This window comes from Streptomyces sp. URMC 123, from assembly GCF_051386515.1.
Classification (GTDB): Bacteria; Actinomycetota; Actinomycetes; order Streptomycetales; family Streptomycetaceae; genus Streptomyces.
The window spans coordinates 1-19513 of sequence record NZ_JBPQTV010000105.1; the positions used below are offsets into that span (position 1 = coordinate 1).

Annotated in this window: 19 protein-coding genes; 9 read left to right on the forward strand and 10 right to left on the reverse strand. The window is 75.0% G+C overall.

Going from position 1 to position 19513, the window contains the following annotated elements:
• The first annotated feature begins 304 nt into the window (after window positions 1-304).
• The 5 genes from ACSNOD_RS14840 to ACSNOD_RS14860 all read left to right on the forward strand — a co-directional run bounded on the left by ACSNOD_RS14840 (window position 305) and on the right by ACSNOD_RS14860 (window position 4829).
• Entirely contained in the window at window positions 305-844 is a 540-nt protein-coding gene (locus ACSNOD_RS14840; protein WP_436767377.1) for an NUDIX hydrolase, read from the forward strand.
• A 133-nt stretch (window positions 845-977) separates the two neighbouring features.
• Complete coding sequence (locus ACSNOD_RS14845) at window positions 978-1274, forward strand: hypothetical protein (protein ID WP_436767378.1); 297 nt, start codon at window positions 978-980, stop codon at window positions 1272-1274.
• A 120-nt stretch (window positions 1275-1394) separates the two neighbouring features.
• On the forward strand, window positions 1395-2342 hold the full coding sequence (locus ACSNOD_RS14850; protein WP_436767379.1) for an MBL fold metallo-hydrolase: 948 nt from the start codon (window positions 1395-1397) through the stop codon (window positions 2340-2342).
• 234 nt (window positions 2343-2576) lie between these two features.
• Window positions 2577-3602 carry a phosphotransferase family protein gene (locus ACSNOD_RS14855; RefSeq protein ID WP_436767380.1) on the forward strand — a complete coding sequence of 342 codons (1026 nt, stop codon included), beginning with the start codon at window positions 2577-2579 and terminating at the stop codon, window positions 3600-3602.
• Window positions 3603-3608: 6 nt separating this feature from the next.
• Complete coding sequence (locus ACSNOD_RS14860) at window positions 3609-4829, forward strand: acyl-CoA dehydrogenase family protein (protein ID WP_436767381.1); 1221 nt, start codon at window positions 3609-3611, stop codon at window positions 4827-4829.
• Window positions 4830-5362: 533 nt separating this feature from the next.
• Here the strand turns inward: ACSNOD_RS14860 and ACSNOD_RS14865 are convergent.
• The 5 genes from ACSNOD_RS14865 to ACSNOD_RS14885 form a co-directional block, all read right to left on the reverse strand.
• A complete protein-coding gene (locus tag ACSNOD_RS14865) occupies window positions 5363-6271 on the reverse strand; it encodes a hypothetical protein (RefSeq protein ID WP_436767382.1) in 909 nt (302 codons plus the stop codon).
• Complete coding sequence (locus tag ACSNOD_RS14870; protein WP_436767383.1) at window positions 6268-6921, reverse strand: sigma-70 family RNA polymerase sigma factor; 654 nt, start codon at window positions 6919-6921, stop codon at window positions 6268-6270. Before ACSNOD_RS14870 ends, ACSNOD_RS14865 begins: the two co-directional genes overlap by 4 nt.
• A gap of 393 nt (window positions 6922-7314) precedes the next feature.
• Entirely contained in the window at window positions 7315-7926 is a 612-nt protein-coding gene (locus ACSNOD_RS14875; RefSeq protein ID WP_436767384.1) for a TetR/AcrR family transcriptional regulator, read from the reverse strand.
• A 55-nt stretch (window positions 7927-7981) separates the two neighbouring features.
• A complete protein-coding gene (locus ACSNOD_RS14880) occupies window positions 7982-9775 on the reverse strand; it encodes an AMP-binding protein (RefSeq protein ID WP_436767395.1) in 1794 nt (597 codons plus the stop codon).
• Window positions 9776-9831: 56 nt separating this feature from the next.
• Window positions 9832-10611, reverse strand: coding sequence for an SDR family oxidoreductase (locus ACSNOD_RS14885; protein WP_436767385.1), 780 nt, complete (start codon window positions 10609-10611; stop codon window positions 9832-9834).
• Between the two features lie 220 nt (window positions 10612-10831).
• Here ACSNOD_RS14885 and ACSNOD_RS14890 point away from each other — a divergent pair, with 220 nt between their 5' ends.
• The 3 genes from ACSNOD_RS14890 to ACSNOD_RS14900 all read left to right on the forward strand — a co-directional run bounded on the left by ACSNOD_RS14890 (window position 10832) and on the right by ACSNOD_RS14900 (window position 14444).
• Window positions 10832-12130 (forward strand): exo-beta-N-acetylmuramidase NamZ family protein, encoded by a 1299-nt coding sequence (locus ACSNOD_RS14890; RefSeq protein ID WP_436767386.1) that lies wholly within the window; start codon window positions 10832-10834, stop codon window positions 12128-12130.
• A 98-nt stretch (window positions 12131-12228) separates the two neighbouring features.
• A complete protein-coding gene (locus ACSNOD_RS14895; RefSeq protein WP_436767387.1) occupies window positions 12229-13713 on the forward strand; it encodes a serine-threonine protein kinase in 1485 nt (494 codons plus the stop codon).
• Between the two features lie 104 nt (window positions 13714-13817).
• Complete coding sequence (locus tag ACSNOD_RS14900; protein WP_436767388.1) at window positions 13818-14444, forward strand: hypothetical protein; 627 nt, start codon at window positions 13818-13820, stop codon at window positions 14442-14444.
• Window positions 14445-14688: 244 nt separating this feature from the next.
• Here the strand turns inward: ACSNOD_RS14900 and ACSNOD_RS14905 are convergent, their stop codons facing one another.
• Window positions 14689-14937, reverse strand: a complete 249-nt coding sequence (locus tag ACSNOD_RS14905) for a hypothetical protein (protein WP_436767389.1) — start codon at window positions 14935-14937, stop codon at window positions 14689-14691.
• Window positions 14938-15053: 116 nt separating this feature from the next.
• Window positions 15054-15518: a redox-sensitive transcriptional activator SoxR gene (soxR, locus tag ACSNOD_RS14910; protein ID WP_436767390.1), complete on the reverse strand. Its 465-nt coding sequence runs from the start codon at window positions 15516-15518 to the stop codon at window positions 15054-15056.
• A gap of 61 nt (window positions 15519-15579) precedes the next feature.
• On the opposite strand from soxR, the gene ACSNOD_RS14915 reads away from it, so the two are divergent.
• Window positions 15580-16041: a MaoC family dehydratase gene (locus tag ACSNOD_RS14915; protein WP_436767391.1), complete on the forward strand. Its 462-nt coding sequence runs from the start codon at window positions 15580-15582 to the stop codon at window positions 16039-16041.
• Between the two features lie 45 nt (window positions 16042-16086).
• On the opposite strand, the gene ACSNOD_RS14920 is transcribed toward ACSNOD_RS14915, so the two are convergent.
• The 3 genes from ACSNOD_RS14920 to ACSNOD_RS14930 all read right to left on the reverse strand — a co-directional run bounded on the left by ACSNOD_RS14920 (window position 16087) and on the right by ACSNOD_RS14930 (window position 19435).
• Entirely contained in the window at window positions 16087-16716 is a 630-nt protein-coding gene (locus ACSNOD_RS14920; RefSeq protein WP_436767392.1) for a TetR/AcrR family transcriptional regulator, read from the reverse strand.
• 100 nt (window positions 16717-16816) lie between these two features.
• Window positions 16817-17896, reverse strand: a complete 1080-nt coding sequence (locus tag ACSNOD_RS14925; RefSeq protein WP_436767393.1) for a Zn-dependent alcohol dehydrogenase — start codon at window positions 17894-17896, stop codon at window positions 16817-16819.
• A gap of 120 nt (window positions 17897-18016) precedes the next feature.
• Entirely contained in the window at window positions 18017-19435 is a 1419-nt protein-coding gene (locus tag ACSNOD_RS14930) for an aldehyde dehydrogenase family protein (RefSeq protein ID WP_436767394.1), read from the reverse strand.
• Window positions 19436-19513 lie beyond the last annotated feature (78 nt).

The window sequence follows — 19513 nt, forward strand, 5'->3', positions numbered from 1 at the left end:
CGGCGCGGGAAAAGGGGGCTTCGCACCGAAGGCTGGAAAGCGCCCCGCCCTGCGGAGGGTTCGCCCCGAAGGGGCGGGAAAAGCTCCTGACGGCCGAAGGCCGGGGCAAAGGCCCCGCCCCTCCGGGGTGGGGAGGGGGGTCGCCCCCCAAGGGGCTGGAAAGGGGGCGCGCCGAAGGGCGGGAGAGCGTCCCGCCCCTGTGGGGCGGGGAGATCGAGGTCGCGTCGGAGAAGGGGGGCGCGGTTCGCGCTAGCGTCGCACGCGACGTGAACGGGCGCGTCGCGCCGACGCGAGTGGAGGGGATATGTCCGCGGACGAGGTTCTGGACATCGTCGACGAGCACGACCGGGTCGTGGGCCAAGCCACGAGAGGGGAGGCGATGGCCAACCGCCTGCGCCACCGCTGCGTATTCGTGGCGGCCCGCGACCCCGCGGGCCGCCTCTTCGTGCACCGCCGCACCGCGCACAAGCTCGTCTTCCCGTCGCTGTACGACATGTTCGTCGGCGGCGTCGTCGGCGCCGGCGAGTCGTACGACGAGGCCGCCCTGCGCGAGGCGGAGGAGGAGCTGGGCGTGTCGGGGCTGCCCGCGCCCGTGCCGGTGCTGAAGTTCCTCTACGAGACGCCCGAGCACAGATGGTGGTCGTCCGTCTACGAGGTCCGCTGCGACCTGCCGGTGAACCCGCAGGTCGAGGAGGTGGCCTGGCACGCCTTCCTCACCGACGAGGAGCTCGACCGGCGGCTCACGGAGTGGGAGTGGGTCCCGGACGGGCTGGCCGCGTTCCATCGACTGCGCGCCCGGCGGACCGCGCCCGGCGAGCCGCGCCCGCATCGGACGACCCCGTGACAGACCGTGGCGACCGGGACGCGTAGCGTCCCCGCGCAAACCGCCGCCGACCGCCCGCCCGGTGAAATACCACCCCGTACCGGACTACGCTGAAGATGTCAGCGGGCAGGCCGACACGGATCAGGTGAGCGCGATGACGGCAACCCATGCGGAGCACACCGGACACGAGCACGCCCATGGCCCCACCTGCGGCCATGAGTCCTTCTCGCACGGCGGCCACGTGGACTACGCCCACGACGGCCATCTGCACAAGGCGCACGAGGGCCACTGGGACGAGTGCGAGCCGACGGGTCACGTCGAGCACTCCGGCCATGACCACGAGCACGGGGACGGCTGCGGCCACCCGCCCGTGCCCCACGGCGACCACGTCGACTACGTGCACGACGGACACCGGCACGCCGCCCACGACGGGCACTGGGACGATCACTGATGTGAACCCCCCCAGCGGGCGCCGCGCCGAGCGCGGGGCCCGCCCTCGTGCCCCGGCGGCGCTCCTGGCATGCTGGTACGGCCCGAAAAGTACCGTAATCAGCAGCAGGGAGAGGGGCCCATGCCCGTCACCGCCGCGGCGCACGCCACGGACGACACGCCCGAAACCGAGCCGTACGCCGTGGAGCTCGCGCCGAACGTGCACGCCTATGTCCAGCCGGACGGCGGCTGGTGCCTCAACAACGCGGGCTGGGTGAGCGACGGCCGCAGCACCCTGCTCATCGACACCGCCGCGACCGAGCGCCGCGCGCTGCGGCTGCGCGAGGCCGTGCTGGCGAGCGGCGCGCCGCTGCCGCGCACGATCGTCAACACCCATCACCACGGCGACCATTCGTACGGCAACGGCGTGTTCGCCCCGGAGGCGACGGTCGTGGGGCACGCCGCGTGCCGCCGGGAGGTGCTGGCCGCGGGGCACCAGCTGCACGCTTTCTGGCCGTCGGTGGACTTCGGCGACATCACCATCACCCCGCCGGAGATCACGTACACCGATGAGCTCACCGTCCACGTCGGGGACATCGAGGTGCGGCTGATCCACCCGGGGGTCGCCCACACCGTGGGCGACACCGTCGTGTGGCTGCCCGAGCAGCGGGTGCTGTTCACCGGTGACGTGATCTTCAACGGGGGCACGCCGTTCGTGCCGCAGGGCTCGCTCAGCGGCTCGCTGGCCGCGCTGGAGCGGCTGCGCTCGCTCGACGCGCGGGTCGTGGTGCCGGGGCACGGCCGGGTGACGGACGCGGGCGTGTTCGACACGGTGGAGCGGTATCTGCGGTACGTCGCCGCGCTGGCCGGCGAGGCGCGGGCCGCGGGCCGTACGCCCCTGGAGGCGGCGCGCGGCGCCGACCTCGGCGAGTTCGCGGCGCTGCGCGAGAGCGAGCGGCTGGTGGCGAATCTGCACCGGGCCTACGCGGAGGCGGACGGCGCGGTGCCGGGCGAGCCGCTGGACATCGCGGCCGTGTTCGGCGACATGACCACGATGAACGGTGGCGTGCCGGTGGCCTGCCACGCCTGAGGCCGTCCCCGCGCCTCGGCGTCCGCGTGTGCGCCGAGGCGCCGGGACGCCGACCGGCCGGGCGCCCGGCTCGATCGAGGGGCGGCCGGGCCCGGCGGGACGGGCGGGAACGCCCTCTGGACGCCATACCGACTGGTCGGCATGATGAGGCGCACCGACCCGGCCCCGTAGGAGCGTTGTTCGGTCGCGGCGGGTCCGTACGTCTCCACGCACGTCCCCACGGAGGAGCACGCGATGAGCGAGGAGCAGCATCCGCCCGGCCTTGATCCCGAGCGGCTGCGCGGCTTTCTGGAGCGGGAGCGCCCGGGGCTGGTGCGCGGGCCGCTGCGGGCGGAGCTGATCGAGGGGGGCCGGTCCAATCTGACGTACGCGGTCACCGACGGCACCGGCCGCTGGGTGGTGCGGCGGCCGCCGCTGGGCCATGTGCTGGCCACCGCGCACGACATGGCGCGCGAGCACCGGGTCGTCCGGGCGCTGCACGGCACCGCCGTGCCGGTGCCGGAGACCGTGCTGCTGTGCGAGGACCCGGACGTGCTGGGCGTGCCCTTCTATGTGATGGAGTTCGTGGCCGGCACGCCGTACCGGACGGCCGAGGAGCTGGCCGGCATCGGGCCGGAGCGGACCCGGGACCTCGTGCTGGGGCTGGTGGACACCCTGGTGGAGCTGCACGCGGTGGAGCCGGGCGCGGTGGGGCTCGGGGACTTCGGGCGGCCGGAGGGCTTCCTGGAGCGGCAGCTGCGCCGCTGGGGCAAGCAGCTCGACGCCTCCCGCAGCCGCGAGTTGCCGGGCATCGACGAGTTGCGCGAGCGGCTCGGCGGGGCGCTGCCGGCCTCGCCGGCGCCCACCGTGGTGCACGGCGACTACCGTCTCGACAACGTGCTGGTCGGCCCGGACGACCGGATACGGGCGGTGCTGGACTGGGAGATGTCCACGCTCGGCGATCCGCTGACGGACCTGGGCCTGCTGGTGATGTACGGCACGCCGCTGGGCGTCGCGGACTCCCCCGTGGGCACGGCCGCGGGCGCGCCCGGCCATCCGGGCGCCGCCGAGCTGGTCGAGCGCTACGCCGCCCGGTCCGGGCGGGACACCGGCGCGATCGCCTGGTACACCGCCTTCGCCCACTTCAAGCTCGCGGTGATCCTGGAGGGCATCCACTACCGCCACACCCTGGGCCGCACCGTCGGCGCGGGCTTCGACCGGATCGGCACGCTGGTGCCGGTCTTCATCGACCACGGACTGACGACCCTGCGGGAGGGCTGAGCGGCCATGGACTTCGCGTACGACGCCCGCACCGAGGAGTTCCGCGGCCGGCTGCTGGCCTTCATGGACCGGCACGTCCTGCCCGCCGAGCCGGTCGCCGCGGAGCAGCGGGAGCGGCTGCCGGAGGCGTGGGGCCCGGTGCCGGTGGTCGAGGAGCTGAGGACCGAGGCGCGCCGGCAGGGGCTGTGGAACCTGTTCCTGCCGGGCACGGAGTACGGCGCCGAGCTCACCAATCTCCAGTACGCCCCGCTCGCCGAGATCACCGGCCGCAGCCCCCACCTGGCTCCGGTCGCCCTCAACTGCGCCGCCCCGGACACGGGGAACATGGAGGTGCTCGCCCAGTTCGGCAGCGCGGCCCAGCGCGAGCGCTGGCTGCGGCCGCTGCTCGACGGCGAGATCCGGTCGGCCTTCGCGATGACCGAGCCGGAGGTCGCCTCCTCGGACGCCACGAACATCGAGACGCGGATCGAGCGGGACGGCGACGGCTATGTGATCACCGGCCGCAAGTGGTACATCTCCGGGGCGATGGACCCGAACTGCCGGGTGTTCATCGTGATGGGCAAGACCGACCCCGGGCACCCGGACCCGCGGCGCCAGCAGTCGATGGTGCTGGTCGAGCGGGACACCCCCGGGGTGGAGATCCGGCGCGCCCTGCGGGTGTACGGCTACGAGGACCGGCACCACGGCGGCCACGCCGAGGTGGTCTTCCACGGGGTCCGGGTGCCGGCCTCGCATCTGATCGGCGAGGAGGGCGGCGGCTTCGCGATCGCCCAGGCACGGTTGGGGCCGGGCCGCATCCACCACTGCATGCGGCTGATCGGCATGGCCGAGCGCGGCATCGAGCTGATGTGCGAACGGGCCCGGACCCGTACGGCGTTCGGCGAGCCGCTCGCCCGGCAGGGCCAGGTGCGGGAGTGGATCGCGGACGCGCGGGTCACCGTCGAGCAGCTGCGGCTGCTCGTGCTCAAGACCGCCTGGCTGATGGACACGGTCGGCAACCGCGGCGCGCACACGGAGATCCAGGCCATCAAGATCGCCACCCCACGGGCGGTGGTGGAGATCCTCGACCGCGCGGTCCAGCTGCACGGCGGCGGCGGGGTGGGCCAGGACTTCCCCCTGGCGGAACTGTGGGCGGCCGCGCGGACGCTACGGCTTGCGGACGGCCCGGACGAGGTCCACCAGCGTTCACTGGCACGACGCGAGCTGGCGCGGAACGTCTCCCCCTGAGGACCCCGCCCGCGCGGCGCCCCGCGGAGGGCGCGCCTTCGGGCTGCGCCCGGCGGGGGCGCAGCCGCGGGTCGCGCTCCCCGCCGGGCGCGTCCTCCGGAGCGCCGAGGGCCGCCTCCGGACGGGCCCGCCGGGGGCTCCCTGCGGACCCCCGTGGAGGGGGGCATCCCCGCTGGGGCCGCAGCCGCGGGGCGCGCTCCTCGCCGGGTTACGCCCCGCCGAGGGCCCACCCCAGGACCGCGGGCCGCTGGGGGCGGCCGCCCCGCGCGGGGGCGCGATCACGGGACGCGCTCAACCCCAGGGGCACGCCCCACCGGGAGCGTCCTCCGGACCGGGCCCCGCCGGGGGCTCCCTGCGGGCCCCGGCCCACAGAGGGGCCGCCCCCGGCCGCGGGCCGCTGGGGCGGCCGCTCCGTGCCTCCGCGCCGAGGAGCCGGCCGCCCGGGCCGTGCCCCGCCGAGGGCCCCCAGGACCGCTCCCCGCGGCGCGCAGCGTCCTAGAGCCGCTGCTGGACGTAGAACGTGATGAGGCTGATCAGGCCCGTGCCGATGCCGTAGCAGACGCCGCGCAGCAGGTGGGCGAGCGCGGCTCGCCGGCGGCGGCCGGCGCGGCGGCGTGGGAGGCGCCGCACGCGGGCGCGGACCGCGGGGCCGGGCGGCTGTTCACGACTGTCGGACATGGCGGGCGGTCCTCTCCTCGGGGGCGTCGTGCGGGGTCCGTTCGGTGCCCGCCGCGGCCGGCCGGCAGCGGCGTCGGGCAGCGGGGCGGATCGGCGGCGGGCCGGCAGCGGCGGATGAAGTCGTGCAGCCAGTCGGCCAGCCGGCGGTCGGGCGGGCGGACGATGATGCAGGGGCCGCCGGTGGCCAGGCGGTCGACCTCCATCTCCAGCCGCCCCGTCGGGGGGCTCGCGGCGGAGCCGTTCCTGCGCACGTAGAGCGCGGCCGCCTCCAGGCAGGCGAGGAACTCCGTGTCGGGCGCCTCGGAGTCGAGGGCGCTGTGGGTGACCTGGTGCAGCCAGTGCTGTGCCTCGCGGCTCTCGCCGAGGGCGAGATGGTGCAGGTGCAGGCAGTACGCGGCGGCCCGGTTGCCGGCCCCGGCGGCCAGCTGCCACCAGAACTGGGCGCTCTCCGGGTGCCCGGTGAGATACAGCAGGCACGCGAAGACCAGCGCGCCGTCGACGTCGAGGTACTCCTCGCCGCGCTCGGTGTCGTCGGTGTCCGTGGCCAGCCGTCGCACGTGCACGGCCGCGTCGGGCCGGTTCAGTATCCAGCGGCAGACCACGGCCAGCCGCTGGCCCGCCTCGGCCGCCCGGGCCATGTCCGGCGGCGGCGCGGCCCGCGTGGCGTCCGCCGCCAGCCGGCGCAGCGCCTTGGCGACGTCGAACGAGTCCGAGGGCGAGGTCGGCACGGCGGCGCCGGCCAACAGCTCGTCGATGGTGGTCACTGCCCCGCTCCTTCGCCGTCGCGCCCCGCTCCCGCGCCGCCGTGCCCCGGGCCCTTCTCGGCCGCCGCGGGGCCGGCGGCGAGCCCCAACTGCGCCCTCAGCCGCTCCCTGCCCCGGCGGCCGTGGTAGTCCACCGTCCGCTCGTGGAGGCCCATGAAGCGGGCGATCCGGGAGGTCTCGTAGCCCAGCAGGTGGCGCAGCGCGATGACCGTGAACTGCCGGGGCGGCAGCTCGGCGATCGCCTCGTACAGGCCGTTGCTGCTCTCGAGCATCTCCAGCTTGCCCCGGGCCTCGCGCAGGGCGCGCAGCGCACGGGCTATCGGCCCGTTGATGACGAACGCCGGTTTCCGGCCCTCCCGCTCCAGGCGGTCGGCGACGCTGCGGTGCAGCACCGCCAGCGTCCGCTGCTCCAGGTCCCCGGCCTGGAGCAGGTGGTCCCAGCCGCCGAGGATCTCCAGGAACACCTGGTGGACCACGTCCTCCGCGGCGCGGCGGCTGCCGAGGTGGATCTCGGCGAAGGCGTGGAAGAACTCCTGGTGGCCCAGGTAGAAGCCCTCGAAGTCCAGGGGGAGGCAGAGCTCTTCGTCCACCGGGTGACCCGGCGCGCCGTCCTGGGGCGAGACGCCGGCTCCGACATCGCCATCACTCACGTGGGCCTCCGGGTTGCAGTGATCATCACAGGGGGTCTCTTCATCGGTGCGTGTTCCGGGTACGGGCGAACTCGTCCGCACCGGGGCCCTGTTGGGCCCTCACGACCACCCTGTCGTTTTCCGGCCCGCCACACTCACGCGCACCCGAGAAAAAATCACCATGCGATCATGAATGGGGACGCTGCGTAGTTTCGATGCCCGAACACATGCCCAGAAAGGGGTGTTGAGCTGGCCCGCCGCGAGGGCGTCCGCTCAGCGGACGACCGTTCCTTCCCCTCGGGTGACCGAAGTCACACCCGTCATGTGCGATCGCGAGCGCCGCCCGCACCACTTCGCTCCCACTGCTGCACGGAAACGGCCCCCGCGGCCACGGACGGGTGAACGCCCCGCTCGTCAGGGGCGGAGCGCGCGCATCAGGAGGTCCGCGAGGTGGTCCGCGACCTCCCGGGGGGAGAGCGGGCCGTCGGGCCGGTACCAGCTCGCCAGGTGGTGGACGGACCCGAAGTGGTAGTCCACCACGAGGTCGGCGGGGGTCGCCGTGCTGAACACGCCGGCCCGCTGGCCCTCCTCGACCAGCGCCCGGAACCGCTCGTGGTAGCGCCGCCGTTCGGCCCGCACCTGCCGGTTCTTCTCGGGGCTGAGCTGGTGCATGGAGCGGAAGAAGATCGTGGCGTCGTCCAGGTGCTCGATGGTGGTGACCACCACGTCGGCCGCCGCGTCGCGCAACCGCCGCTCCACCGGCGCGTCGGCGTCGGCGAAGGCGTCGAGCCGCTCCTGCTGCAGGCGCAGCACGCGGGCGTACACCTCGTGCAGCAGATCCTCCTTGGAGCCGAAGTAGTGGTAGAGCGCCCCCTTGGTGACCCCGGCCGCCTCGACGATCTCCTGGACGGAGGTGCGGTCGTAGCCGCGCTCGGCGAAGAGCCGGGTGGCGGCCGCGAGCAGCCGCCGCGGCACCGTCGGTCGCGGCGCGGGAACGCGCTGCTCGTCCACCGTCGCTTCGGCCATGGCCGCCACCCGCCTTCCGGTCTTTCCCGCTCCGCCGCGCCCGCTGTGCCGCGGGTCAGGTGCCGCCCGCCGGGTCGCGGGGGCGCAGTTCCCGTCGCAGGATCTTCCCACTGCTGGTCTTCGGCAGCTCCGGCAGGATCTCCACGACCCGGGGGTACTTGTACGCGGCCAGCCGCTGGGCGCAGTGGGCCACGAGCTCCTCGGGTTCGGCGCCGCGGCCGGGGCGCAGGCTGACGTACGCCTTCACCGTCTCGCCGCGGTAGGCGTCCGGCACCCCGACGACCGCGGCCTCGCGCACGGCGGGGTGGGTGTAGAGGACGTCCTCGACCTCGCGGGGCCACACCTTGAAGCCGGACGCGTTGATCATGTCCTTCTTGCGGTCGACGACGTAGAGCCAGCCGTCCGGGTCCATGAACCCGATGTCGCCGGTGCGCAGTTCGCCGCCGGGGAAGGTGGCGGCGGTGGCCTCGGGCTGCCGCCAGTAGCCGGGCACGACCAGGGGGCCGGCCACCGCTATCTCCCCGCGCTCGCCGAGCGGCACCTCCGCGCCCTCGTCATCGAGGACGCGGATGCGCGCGCCCGGGGTGGGCAGGCCGACGGAGAGGGCGCCGGTGACCGGGTCGACGGGGGCCCGCAGACCGGGCGGGACGCTGGCGCAGGCGCCGGAGCACTCGGTCAGCCCGTAGCCCTGGCGCAGGTACGGGCCGAACTCCGCGCCGAACCGCTCGACCAGCGCGGCGGGCACGGCGGCCCCGCCCGAGCCGAGCACCCGGAAGGAGGCGAAGTGCTCGCGGGTGGCGCCCGGGTGGGCGGAGAGCGCCACGTACGCGGTGGCGGGGCCCGCGGTGAAGTGCGGCCGGTGCTCCAGGAACGCGTCCAGCACGACGCCCGGTTCGAAGCGGTAGGCGAGGGCGAGCGTGCCGGCGTTGAGGACGCAGGCGGCCAGCTCGCACACCATGCCGGTGATGTGGAACAGCGGGGCCAGCACGAAGACGCCGGCGCCGTCGTCGAGCTCGCTCCCCTGGCGCTGGGCCTCGGCGCTGAAGGCGATGGAGCCATGGGTGTTCATGGCGCCCTTGGGGAGGCCGCTGGTGCCGGAGGTGTAGCTGATGAGCGCGAGATCGGAGGAGCGGAGGGGTACGGGTGCGGGGGCGGCGCCCGTACGACTGCCCGCGCCCGACCCCGTACGACTGCCCGCGCCCGACCCCGTACGACTGCCCGTGCCCGTACGGCGATCGGCTTCGGCACCCGTACGGCTGCCCGCACTCGTACGGCCGTCCGTGCCCGCGCTCGTACGGTCATCGGCTCCGGCACGGGCCACGGCGAGGAGGTCGTCGGCGTCGGCCGCCGGCTCCGGGCGTTCGCGTGGCAGCACGCGCGGGTCGTCGCGGGTCTGGAAGTCGTGCGGGCGGGCGGTCAGCACGACGCGGACGGCGGAGCCCGCCGCGACCCCGCGCAGATGGCCCGCCCAGGCGCGGTCCTCGCAGACCAGCGCGGTGACCTCGGCGTCGGCCAACACATGGCCGACCTCGCGCTCCTTGTACATGGGGTTGACGGGCACGACCACGCCGCCCGCCTTCCAGGCGCCGAGCAGCGCGATCACGAAGTGCGGGGTGTTCTGCAGCATCAGCGCCAGCCGGTCGCCGCGGCCGAAGCCGCGCCGCGCCAGATGGCCGGCCACGCCGTCGGAGAGCCGGTCGACCTCGGCGTAGCTCAGCCGGCCGTCGAAGTAGGCCAGCGCCGTGCGGTCCGGGACGCGGCGCACCGCGTCGAGGAAGGCGTGCAGCACGGTCTCGGGCGGCCGGACGGGCGCGCGCATGGCCGCGGAGTAGTGGGCGAGCCAGGGCATGGCGGCGTACGGGGAGCCGCCCGTGGCGCCGGTGGGGCCGGTGCGCTCGGTCTCGCTCACGCGCCCTCCCCCGCCCGTACGCCGTCGAGCGTGCGCTGGACCCGGTTCATCCCCTGGAGCCAGCGCTCCGGGTCCGCGGCGCGCTGCGCGTAGTACGCGCCGACCTCCGGGTGCGGCAGGATCAGGAACCGCTCCTGGGCGATGCCCTCGGCCACCGCGTCGGCGACCTGCTCCGGCTCGATCGCGGTCGGCCGGAGCACGAGGTCGCCGACGGCTCCGGTGGCCGCCAGCATGTCCGTGCGCACGCCCTGCGGGCAGACCGCGTGCACGGCTATGCCGCGGTGCCGGTAGGTGATCGAGAGCCACTCGGCGAACGCCAGCGCCGCGTGCTTGGTGACGCTGTAGGAGGCGGAGCCGACGAGGGTGAGCAGGCCGGCGGCGGAGACGGTCGACACGAAGCGGCCCTCGCCGCGCTCCAGCCAGCCGGGCAGCAGGGCGCGGGCGGCCCGGACGTGCGCCATGACGTTGACGTCCCAGGCGAGCCCCCACTGCTCCTCGTCCGCCTCGGGGCCGCCGACCGCGCCGACGCCGGCGTTGGCGAAGTACGCGTCGACCGCCCCGCCCAGGGCGTCGAGGGCGTCGGGCACGATCCGGGAGGCGTCGCCGGGGAGCGCCGTGCCGCCGATCTCCTCGGCGACGGCCCGCGCCTTGGCGGCGTCGAGGTCGTTGACCACGACCCGCGCCCCCTCGGCGGCGAACCGGCGCGCGAGGGCGGCGCCGATGCCGCCGCCTCCGCCGGTCACCACGACCCCCGCGTCGCGCCATGTCCTCACCATCGCGGCTCCTTCGGCTCGGCTGCTGCGCGCAGACTAACCAGTCGGTATGTCTGCGAAAAGGGGGCGTTCCCGGCCCCCTTGGCGCCCGGGGCCCCTGCCGCACACGGGCCCGACGGGGTGCGGCGGCGGGTGGGCTCTCCGTCGCGCAGCGGCACCGTGGCGGGAAAACGCGCGGCCCGGCGCGTTCTCGCGGCGGTGGGCGCGCGCTAGCGTGCGCCGCATGGAACCCGCTTCGCTGTCCCGACGGAGTCTGCTCGCCGCCGGCGCCGTGACCGCCGGCACGGCCGGGGTCGCCGCCGCCACCGGGGTCGCCCACGCCACCGACGCCGCCCACGCCGCGCCGGCGACCGGCCGGCGGGTCCGCACCGGATTCGACCGGCTGGCCGCCGAGGGCTACCGCCGGCTGGCCGGCCGACGCGTCGGCGTGGTCACCAACCCGACCGGAGTGACCGCCGACGTCACCCACATCGTCGATGTGATGCACGCCGACGACCGGGTGAACCTGATCGCCGTCTTCGGCCCCGAGCACGGCTTCCGGGGCACCGCCCAGGCGGGCGGCTCCGAGGGAAAGTCGACCGACCCGGCGACCGGGCTGCCGGTGTACGACACGTACGGCAAGAGCGGGGCCGCGCTGGCCGCCGTCTTCACCGAGTCCGGTGCCGACACCGTGGTCTTCGACATCCAGGACGTGGGCGCCCGCTTCTACACGTACATCTGGACGCTGTACGACTGCATGGTCGCCGCCGTGCTCGCCGGCAAGCGGATCGTCGTGCTGGACCGGCCGAACCCGGTGACCGGGCGCGCCGCCCACGGCCCGGTGCTGGACCGCGCGTACGCCACCTTCGTGGGCCGCGAGCCGATCGCCCAGGCCCACGGCATGACCGTGGGCGAGCTCGCGCTGCTGTTCAACGCCGCGTTCGTGCCCCGCGTGGCGGGCCGCGCCGCCGAGCTCGACGTCGTCCCCCTGGCGGGGTGGCGCAGGGGCGACTTCCACGACCGCACCGGGCTGCCCTGGGTGCCGCCCAGCCCCAACATGCCGACCCCGGACACCGCCCTGGTGTACGCCGGCACCTGCCTGTTCGAGGGCACGAACCTGTCCGAGGGGCGCGGCACGACCCGGCCGTTCGAACTGCTGGGCGCCGAGGGCGTGGACCGGCGGTGGGCGGCGGAGATGAACGCCCTGGAGCTGCCGGGCGTCCGCTTCCGGGAGGCGTACTTCACGCCCACCTTCTCCAAGTTCCAGGGGAAGACCTGCGGCGGGGTGCAGCTCCATGTGCACGACCGGGCGGCGTACGACCCGGTGCGCACCGGGGTCGCGCTGCTGGTCACGGCGAAGCGGGTGTGGAGCGGTTTCGCCTGGCGGGCGGACCACTGGATCGACAAGCTGACCGGCTCGGCCACGGTCCGCACCCTGGTGGACGCGGGCGCGGGCCCGGACGACGTCGTCGCCGCCTGGCAGGAGGGACTGACGGCGTTCCGGCGCGTACGGGCGGAGCATCTGCTGTACCGGGGGCGCTGAGAGGGAGCCGTGAGCCGATTGGGGTCGACCGACGTATGGTCAGCCGGGGAGCGCCATTGGGATGATGCGCGCACATCGGACCGGCCCCGGGGGACACCATGGCGGGCATCAGCGGCACGGGCACCGGCATCACGGTCGCTCCCTACTGGGAGGTGATGTTCGACGCGGACGGGGACGTCTCGCCGGGTCAGCGGGACCGGCTCTGCCGGGAGGCCGCGCGGGGCGACCTCACGGATCTGCTGGTCTTCGCGCACGGCTGGAACAACGACCGATCGATGGCGACCCGGCTGTACGGGCGGTTCTTCCGGTTCTTCCCCGAGCACCTCGGGGAGGGGGTGCGGCTGGGCTACGCCGGGGCGGTGTGGCCGTCGATGCGGTTCGGCGACGAGTCGATTCCGGACTTCGACCCCACGGCGGTCTCGCGGGAGGCGGCCGCGGCGATCATGCGCCCGTCGCTGGACCTGCGGGTGCGCCGGGCCCTGGCGGACGCCTTCCCGGGGCAGGCGGAGACCGTCGACCGGCTGGCGGCGCTGCTCGACGAGCGGCCCGGTTCAGAGGCGGCGCTGGAGGAGTTCGCGGGCCTGGTGCGGCGCCTGGTGACGGTGGCGCCGGACAGCCCGGGCGCGGGGTTCGCCGCGGACACCACAGCGGAGGCGGACCCCACGGCGGAGACGGAGACGGGCCCCACCGGCGGGGCGGACGCGAGCACGGACACCGCGGGCGAGGCGGGCACGGGCACGGACACCGCGGAGACGCGCGCGGCCGGCGGCGACGACCGGCCGCCGGCCATGCTCGTGGACGACCCCGTCGCCGTGTGCGACGTCTTCGCGGCGGCCCTGGAGGAGACCGGCGCCGGCACCGCCGACCCGGGCGCGGAGGGGCTGGTGCCCTCGCTCGGCGCCTCGCTGCTCGACCGGCTCTGGCACGGCGCCCGGGAGATGCTGCGCCAGGCGACGTACTACGCGATGAAGCGCCGGGCGGGCACGGTCGGCGAGCGCGGCCTCGGCCCCGCCCTGGGCGAACTGGCCGAGGCGGCGCCCGATCTGCGGGTCCACCTGGCCGGGCACAGCTTCGGCGGCCGGCTGGTGTCCTTCGCGCTGCGCGGCCTGCCCGAGGGCGTGCGCTGCGTGAAGTCGGTCACCCTGCTCCAGGGCGCCTTCTCGCACTACGCGTTCGCGCCCCGGCTGCCGCACGAGCCCGGCCGCTCCGGCGCGCTGCGGGGCGCCCCCGACCGCGTCGACGGGCCCGTGGTGGCCTGTCACTCCCGGCACGACACCTCGCTGCGGGTGCTCTATCCGCTGGCCTCCCGGCTGTCCGGGGACGCGCACGGCGTGCTGGGGCTGGAGGAGCGCTGGGGCGCGATGGGCGGGAACGGCATCCAGGCGGTGGCCGGAACGCGGCGGCTGTCGCTGGAGGAGGCACTGGGCGGGCCGTTCCCGGGTAGCGGGTGTGTGAGCGTGGACGCGGCGGCCGTCGTGCGGCGGGGGTCGCCGCCCACCGGCGCGCACAGCGACATCTGTCATGAGGAACTGGCGCGGATCGTGCTGGCCGCCGGGCGGATCGGGCGGCCGCCGCGCCCTTGAGGACGCCGGGAGAAATTCGATGGAGCCGAATCGCGATCCACCACGTCCACTCCACATCGCAGCAGTGCGAATGCCGAAGTGTCGAGCGACGGAGGTGGGATGCGATGGCCGGTTTCAGAAGTCTCGCCCGAGAGGTGCGCAACCCTCGGAATGTCGCCGCGCAGCGCCGTACGTGCCTGCGCAAGTGCCTGGAGCGGTTCGCGCCGTACGGGCACCGGGCCACCTGGCACCATCTGTGCGAGCGGGCCGGGATCGGTACGGAGGACCGCCATCCCGACCCGGCCCGGCTGGTGGCCGCCCTGGAGGAGCTGGAGGAGGCGCGGGCGGTCTGGCTGGCCTATGACGCGGAGTTCGCCGCCCGGCGCCGGCGGGAGAAGCACGAGGGGGTGCGGCAGCCGAGCGCCCTCGACGACTGGCACCGGCTGACCTGGGGCGGCCGGGGGGTCGCCTGGTGCGACGACCCGCTGGTGCACCCGTCGGCGCCGCTCGCGGAGGTGCTGCGCAGCCTCATCCGGGCGCTGGAGTCAGAGCCGGGCGACTCCTGCCCGGTCTGCGGCGGTCCGCGGCTGGTGTGGCGCGACGACCTGGAGCACGAACCCCGTTCCGGGCCGGTGTGCACGAGCTGCGGCATCCTCGTACCGCTGCCGGTGCTGACGCCCGGTGCGGTGACGCGGGCCCGGCGCGCCCGCCGGGAGGCGGTCGGCGCGGCGGCCGCGGCGGCGCCCCGCTGACCCCACTGGCCCCCTGATGATCCCTGGCTGTCCCCCGGGGCTCCCGTACCGGTTCCGGCCGACCCACGCCCACGGCCGCCACGGCCCGGACGCCCCCCGACGCGACCTGGACGACCCCCGACACCCCCGACGACCGCCGGGGGTCGTTACTGCGGCTCCGTCTGGTACCCGCAGCTCAGGCAGTAGTAGTAGGTGCCGTTCTCGCCAGTGGTGTACGTGAGGTTCCCGCATCCGTTGGGGCAGGTCATGGTCGGTTTCCCTTCTGCTCGGGGCAGGGCCCGTCGCGGTGCTCGCGGCGTCCGTCACAGCAGTTGCAGGGGGCGTGCTTCACCGCCGACCCGCCGGACGTGATGTAGCGGCGGGTCGAACCGGTGGCGGAGCAGGGGGCGCAGGGGTTGACCGGCTTGACGTTCTTCCGGTCCCGCTGAGCGTCCAGAAACGCTCCGGCCGCCTCCGCGGCGTGGGTTCGCGTGTCGTAGTCGTCTCGCGTCACGTCTCTTACGTCCCCGTCCACGCGGCGGACACTCATCCGTTACGCCTCCCTGCTCGATCCGCCGGCCCGCGACTGCGCGGGCCGGCGGCCGGCGGCTCGTCGCCGGGGCCGCCCGATCAGCCCGTTCGCCGCTCCACGAGCAGGGCGGAACCGCTCCTGGTCTCGCCGAACGTGTCGTCCGGGTTGGTCAGCACACACTTGTCCAACGACAGACAGCCGCATCCGATGCAGTCGGTGAGGTGGTCGCGCAGTCGGCTGAGCTGACTGATGCGCTGGTCCAGCTCCGTGCGCCAGGTCTCGGAGAGGGTGGCCCAGTCCTCCCGGGTGGGGGTGCGCTCCTCCGGCAGCTTGGCGAGCGCCGCCCGGATGGTGGCGAGCGGGATGCCGACGCGCTGTGCCGCGCGGATGAACGCCACCCGGCGCAGGGCGTCACGGCCGTAGCGGCGTTGGTTGCCGCTCGTACGGCGGCTGTGGATCAGGCCCTTGGCCTCGTAGAAGTGCAGGGCGGACACGGCCGCGCCGCTGCGTGCGGACAGCTGGCCGACTGTCAGTTCGGATACGCCGGTGGGAATCTGGGGCACGTTCACGACTGTACGCGGCCGGTCGGGAGACCGGCCCATCGCATCGGACAGGAGGCGGACGATGGCGTCACCCAGGGTGTTCACATCGCTCGACGAGCTGGGCACGGCGGTCGGCACGGAACTGGGGCCCGGCGACTGGCTGGAGGTCGACCAGAAGCGGATCGATCTCTTCGCCGAGGCCACGGGCGACCACCAGTGGATTCATGTGGACCCCGGGCGGGCGGCCGAGGGCCCCTTCGGCACGACGATCGCGCACGGCTATCTCACGCTGTCGCTGCTGCCGGCGCTGGTGCCGCGGCTGATGCGGGTGGAGGGGGTCCGGATGGGGGTCAACTACGGGCTCAACCGGGTGCGTTTCCCGGCCCCGGTGCCGGTGGGCGCGCGGCTGCGGGCCGCTGCGCGCATCCTCGACGTGCGGGAGGTGGAGGGCGGGGCGCAGGTCACGCTGGCGGTGACAGTGGAGCGGGAGGGCGGGGAGAAGCCGGTGTGCGTGGCGGAGACGGTCAGCCGGCTGTTCACGTAGTGAGTGGGCTCCTCACGGGGGCTGTTCACCGGGAGCGTGGGCCGTTCACGGGGTGCCGGGCGCGTCCCCCCGGACCATGCGCAGCACCAGGTCCGCGTACAGCTCCCCCACCTCCGCCGGCGTGCGGCGGCCCTCCGCGTCGAACCAGCGGGCCACGTCGATGCAGAGGGAGAGCACGGCGAGCGCGGTGCCGGGCACGTCCGGCACCGCGAAGTCGCCCGAGCGCACCCCGTCCTCGATGATCGAGCGCACCGCCTCGTCGGTCCGGCGCCGCAGCGCGACGATCTCCGCGTAGTGCTCGGGGCCGAGCGCGCCCAGCTCGTACTGGACCACCCGGGCGGTGGTGTGGTGCTCGGCGTGCCAGCGGACGAAGGACCGTACGGCGGTGGCGAGGCGCTCGGCGGGGGTGCCGGGGGCGTCGGCCGCGGTCCGCAGGATGTCCAGCGCGAGCCGGTGGCCGACGCCGCTGATCCGGTAGAGCAGCTCTTCCTTGGTGCGGTAGTGGATGTAGAGGGCGGCCGGGCTCATTCCGGCCCGGCCGGCGATGTCCCGGGTGGTGGTGGCGTGGTAGCCGCGCTCGGCGAACGCCTCGACGGCGGCGACGACCAGCCGGCGGGCGGCGTCGGGGGTGATGTCGGCCCACTCGGCCCCGCCCGGCTCCGCCTCCGCGCCCATGTTCCGCCCCGTTCCCGCGACCGCCGGCGGCCACTCCACCGGCGGTCGTTCACCCTACCGTGACGCTGAGCGACCGCCCGGAGCCTGTTGTCGACAGCTCTCAGAAGACGACGAGGGAGCGGCCGCCCCGGCCCGCGAGCATCGCCTCGAACGCCGCCGGGATGCCGTCGAGGCCGATCCGGTCGGTCACCAGGGCGCCGAGGTCCAGCCGGCCCGCGCGGACGTGGTCGGCCAGCACCGGCAGGTCCCGCGCCGGGTCGCAGTTGCCGTAGACGCAGCCCGAGAGCGTACGGCCGAAGTGGAAGAGCTCCAGCGCCGAGAACGTCACCGTCTCGTCCCGGCCGCCGATGCCGACGACCGTGATCCGGCCGCCGCGCCGGGTGGACTCCCACGCCGTGCGGATCGTCGTGGCGCGGCCCACGCACTCGACGGCCACGTCGGCGCCGTGGCCGCCGGTCAGCTCCCGCACCCGGCGCGCGGTGCCGTCCCCGGCCGGCAGGAACTCCGTGGCGCCGGCCGCGCGCGCCAGTTCTTCCTTGTGCGGGGAGACGTCGACGGCGATCACCGGCCCGGCGCCGGCGATCCGGGCGGACTGCAGGACGGCCAGCCCGATCCCGCCCACGCCGACGACCACCAGCGACTCGCCGGCCCGCACCCGGGCGCTGTGGTGGACCGCGCCGTAGCCGGTGAGCACCGCGCAGCCGAGCAGCGCCGCCTCGGTGAGCGGTACGCCGTCGGGCAGCGGCAGTACGGCGTTCTCGGCGACGACCGTCTCCTCCGCGAACACCGCGGTGGCCAGGCCCGGGTGCAGCTCGCGGCCGTCCTCGGTGCGGGCGTACGGGGTGGCCGCGCCGGCCAGGGCGTTGGCGCACAGCCACGGTTCACGCAGCCGGCAGAAGTGGCAGTCCCCGCAGGAGGGCGCCCAGTTGAGCACCACGGGGGCGCCGGGCGCGACCCGCTCCACGCCCGGTCCGACGGCGGTGACGGTGCCCGCCCCCTCGTGGCCCAGCACGGCCGGGACCGGCTGCCGCAGGGTGCCGTTGGAGAGGGACAGATCGGAGTGGCAGACGCCGGCCGCCGCGACCCGCACCCGCACCTGCCCGGGGCCGGGCTCGGGCAGCTCGATCCCGGTGATCTCCAGGGGCGCGTTGACGGCGGGCAGCACGGCGGCACGGATCATGGCGTCTCTCCTCGGGGTCCGGGTCGGGTTCCGGGTGCCGGGCCGCGGTTCCGGTCGGCCCGCGGGGGTCCGGCCGGCTCTCGGGTGTCGGGCCGCGGGGGTCCGGCCGGCCGGCGTCGGTCAGAGCTGGAGCGACTTCGTCTGGAGGTACTCCAGCAGCCCGTGCGGGCCCAGCTCGCGGCCGACGCCCGACTGCTTGTAGCCGCCGAAGGGCGCCAGCGGGTTGAACCGGCCGCCGTTGATGTCGACCTGCCCGGTCCGCAGCCGGCGGGCGAACGCCACCGCCTCGGTCTCCTCGGCAGCCCAGACGGCGCCCGCGAGGCCGTAGACGGAGTCGTTGGCGATGTGCAGCGCCTCCTCCACGTCCTCGTAGCGCAGCACGCTGAGCACCGGCCCGAAGATTTCCTCCCGGGCGATGGTCATGTCCGGGGTGACGTCGGCGAACACGGTCGGCTTCACGTAGTAGCCGTGCGGCAGGCCCTCGGGGGCTTCCGGGCCGCCGGTGGCCAGCCGGGCGCCCTCGGCGACGCCGCGCTCGATGTAGCCGCGCACGCGGTCGCGCTGGGCCGCGCTCACCACCGGGCCGAGCCGGGTGTCGGGGTGGCTCGGGTCGCCCGGTACGAAGGACTCGGCGGCGGCCACGGCGCGTTCGACGGCCTCGTCGTAGCGGGCCGCGTCCACGAGCATCCGGGTCAGCGCGTTGCAGGACTGGCCGGCGTTGCGGACGACGTTGGCGACGCCGTGCGGCACCGCCCGCTCCAGGTCGGCGCCGGGCAGCAGCACGTTGGCGGACTTCCCGCCGAGTTCGAGCGCCACGCGCTTGACGGCGCCGCCGGCGATCGCTCCGATGCGCTTGCCCACGGCGGTGGAGCCGGTGAACGAGACGAGGTCCACGCCCTCGTGCTCGGCCAGCGCCTGGCCGGCGACCGGGCCGAGGCCGGTGACCACGTTGACCACGCCGGCCGGCAGGCCCGCCGCGTGCACCGCCTCGGCGAACAGCTGGGCGACCAGCGGGGTGTTCTCGGCGGGCTTGAGCACCACGGTGCAGCCCGCGGCCAGCGCGGGGGCGACCTTGGCGACGATCTGGTGGAGCGGGTAGTTCCAGGGCGTGATCGCGCCCACGACGCCCACGGGCTCGTGCAGCACGGTGGAGTTGCCGATCCGCTCCTCGAAGGAGTGCTCGGCGGCCATCTTCGCGTACGAGCCGGCCACGGCGATCGGCAGATCGGCGTGGACGGCGCCGGCGAACCCGATCGGCGCGCCCAGCTCGGCGGTGATCGTCTCGGCGATCTCGTCGCGGCGGGCGGCGAGCGCGTCCCGCAGCGCGGCGATCCGGGCGCCGCGCTCGGCGGGCGGCGTCGCGGCCCACCCCGGGAACGCTTCCCGCGCGGCGGTCACCGCGGCGTCGACGTCCTCGGCACTCCCGGCGGGAACGCTGCCGATGATCTGCTCGTCGGCGGGGTTCCGCACGTCGATCGCGTCCCGCCCCACGGGGACCCGCCACTCACCGGCTATGTACATCCCGTCGTGGGACTTCATCAACGACCTCCCGCGCAAGCGACTGCTCAGTACGTGCAGTGCCCAACCTAACGAGGGCCCCTTCCCCCCCACCAGAGC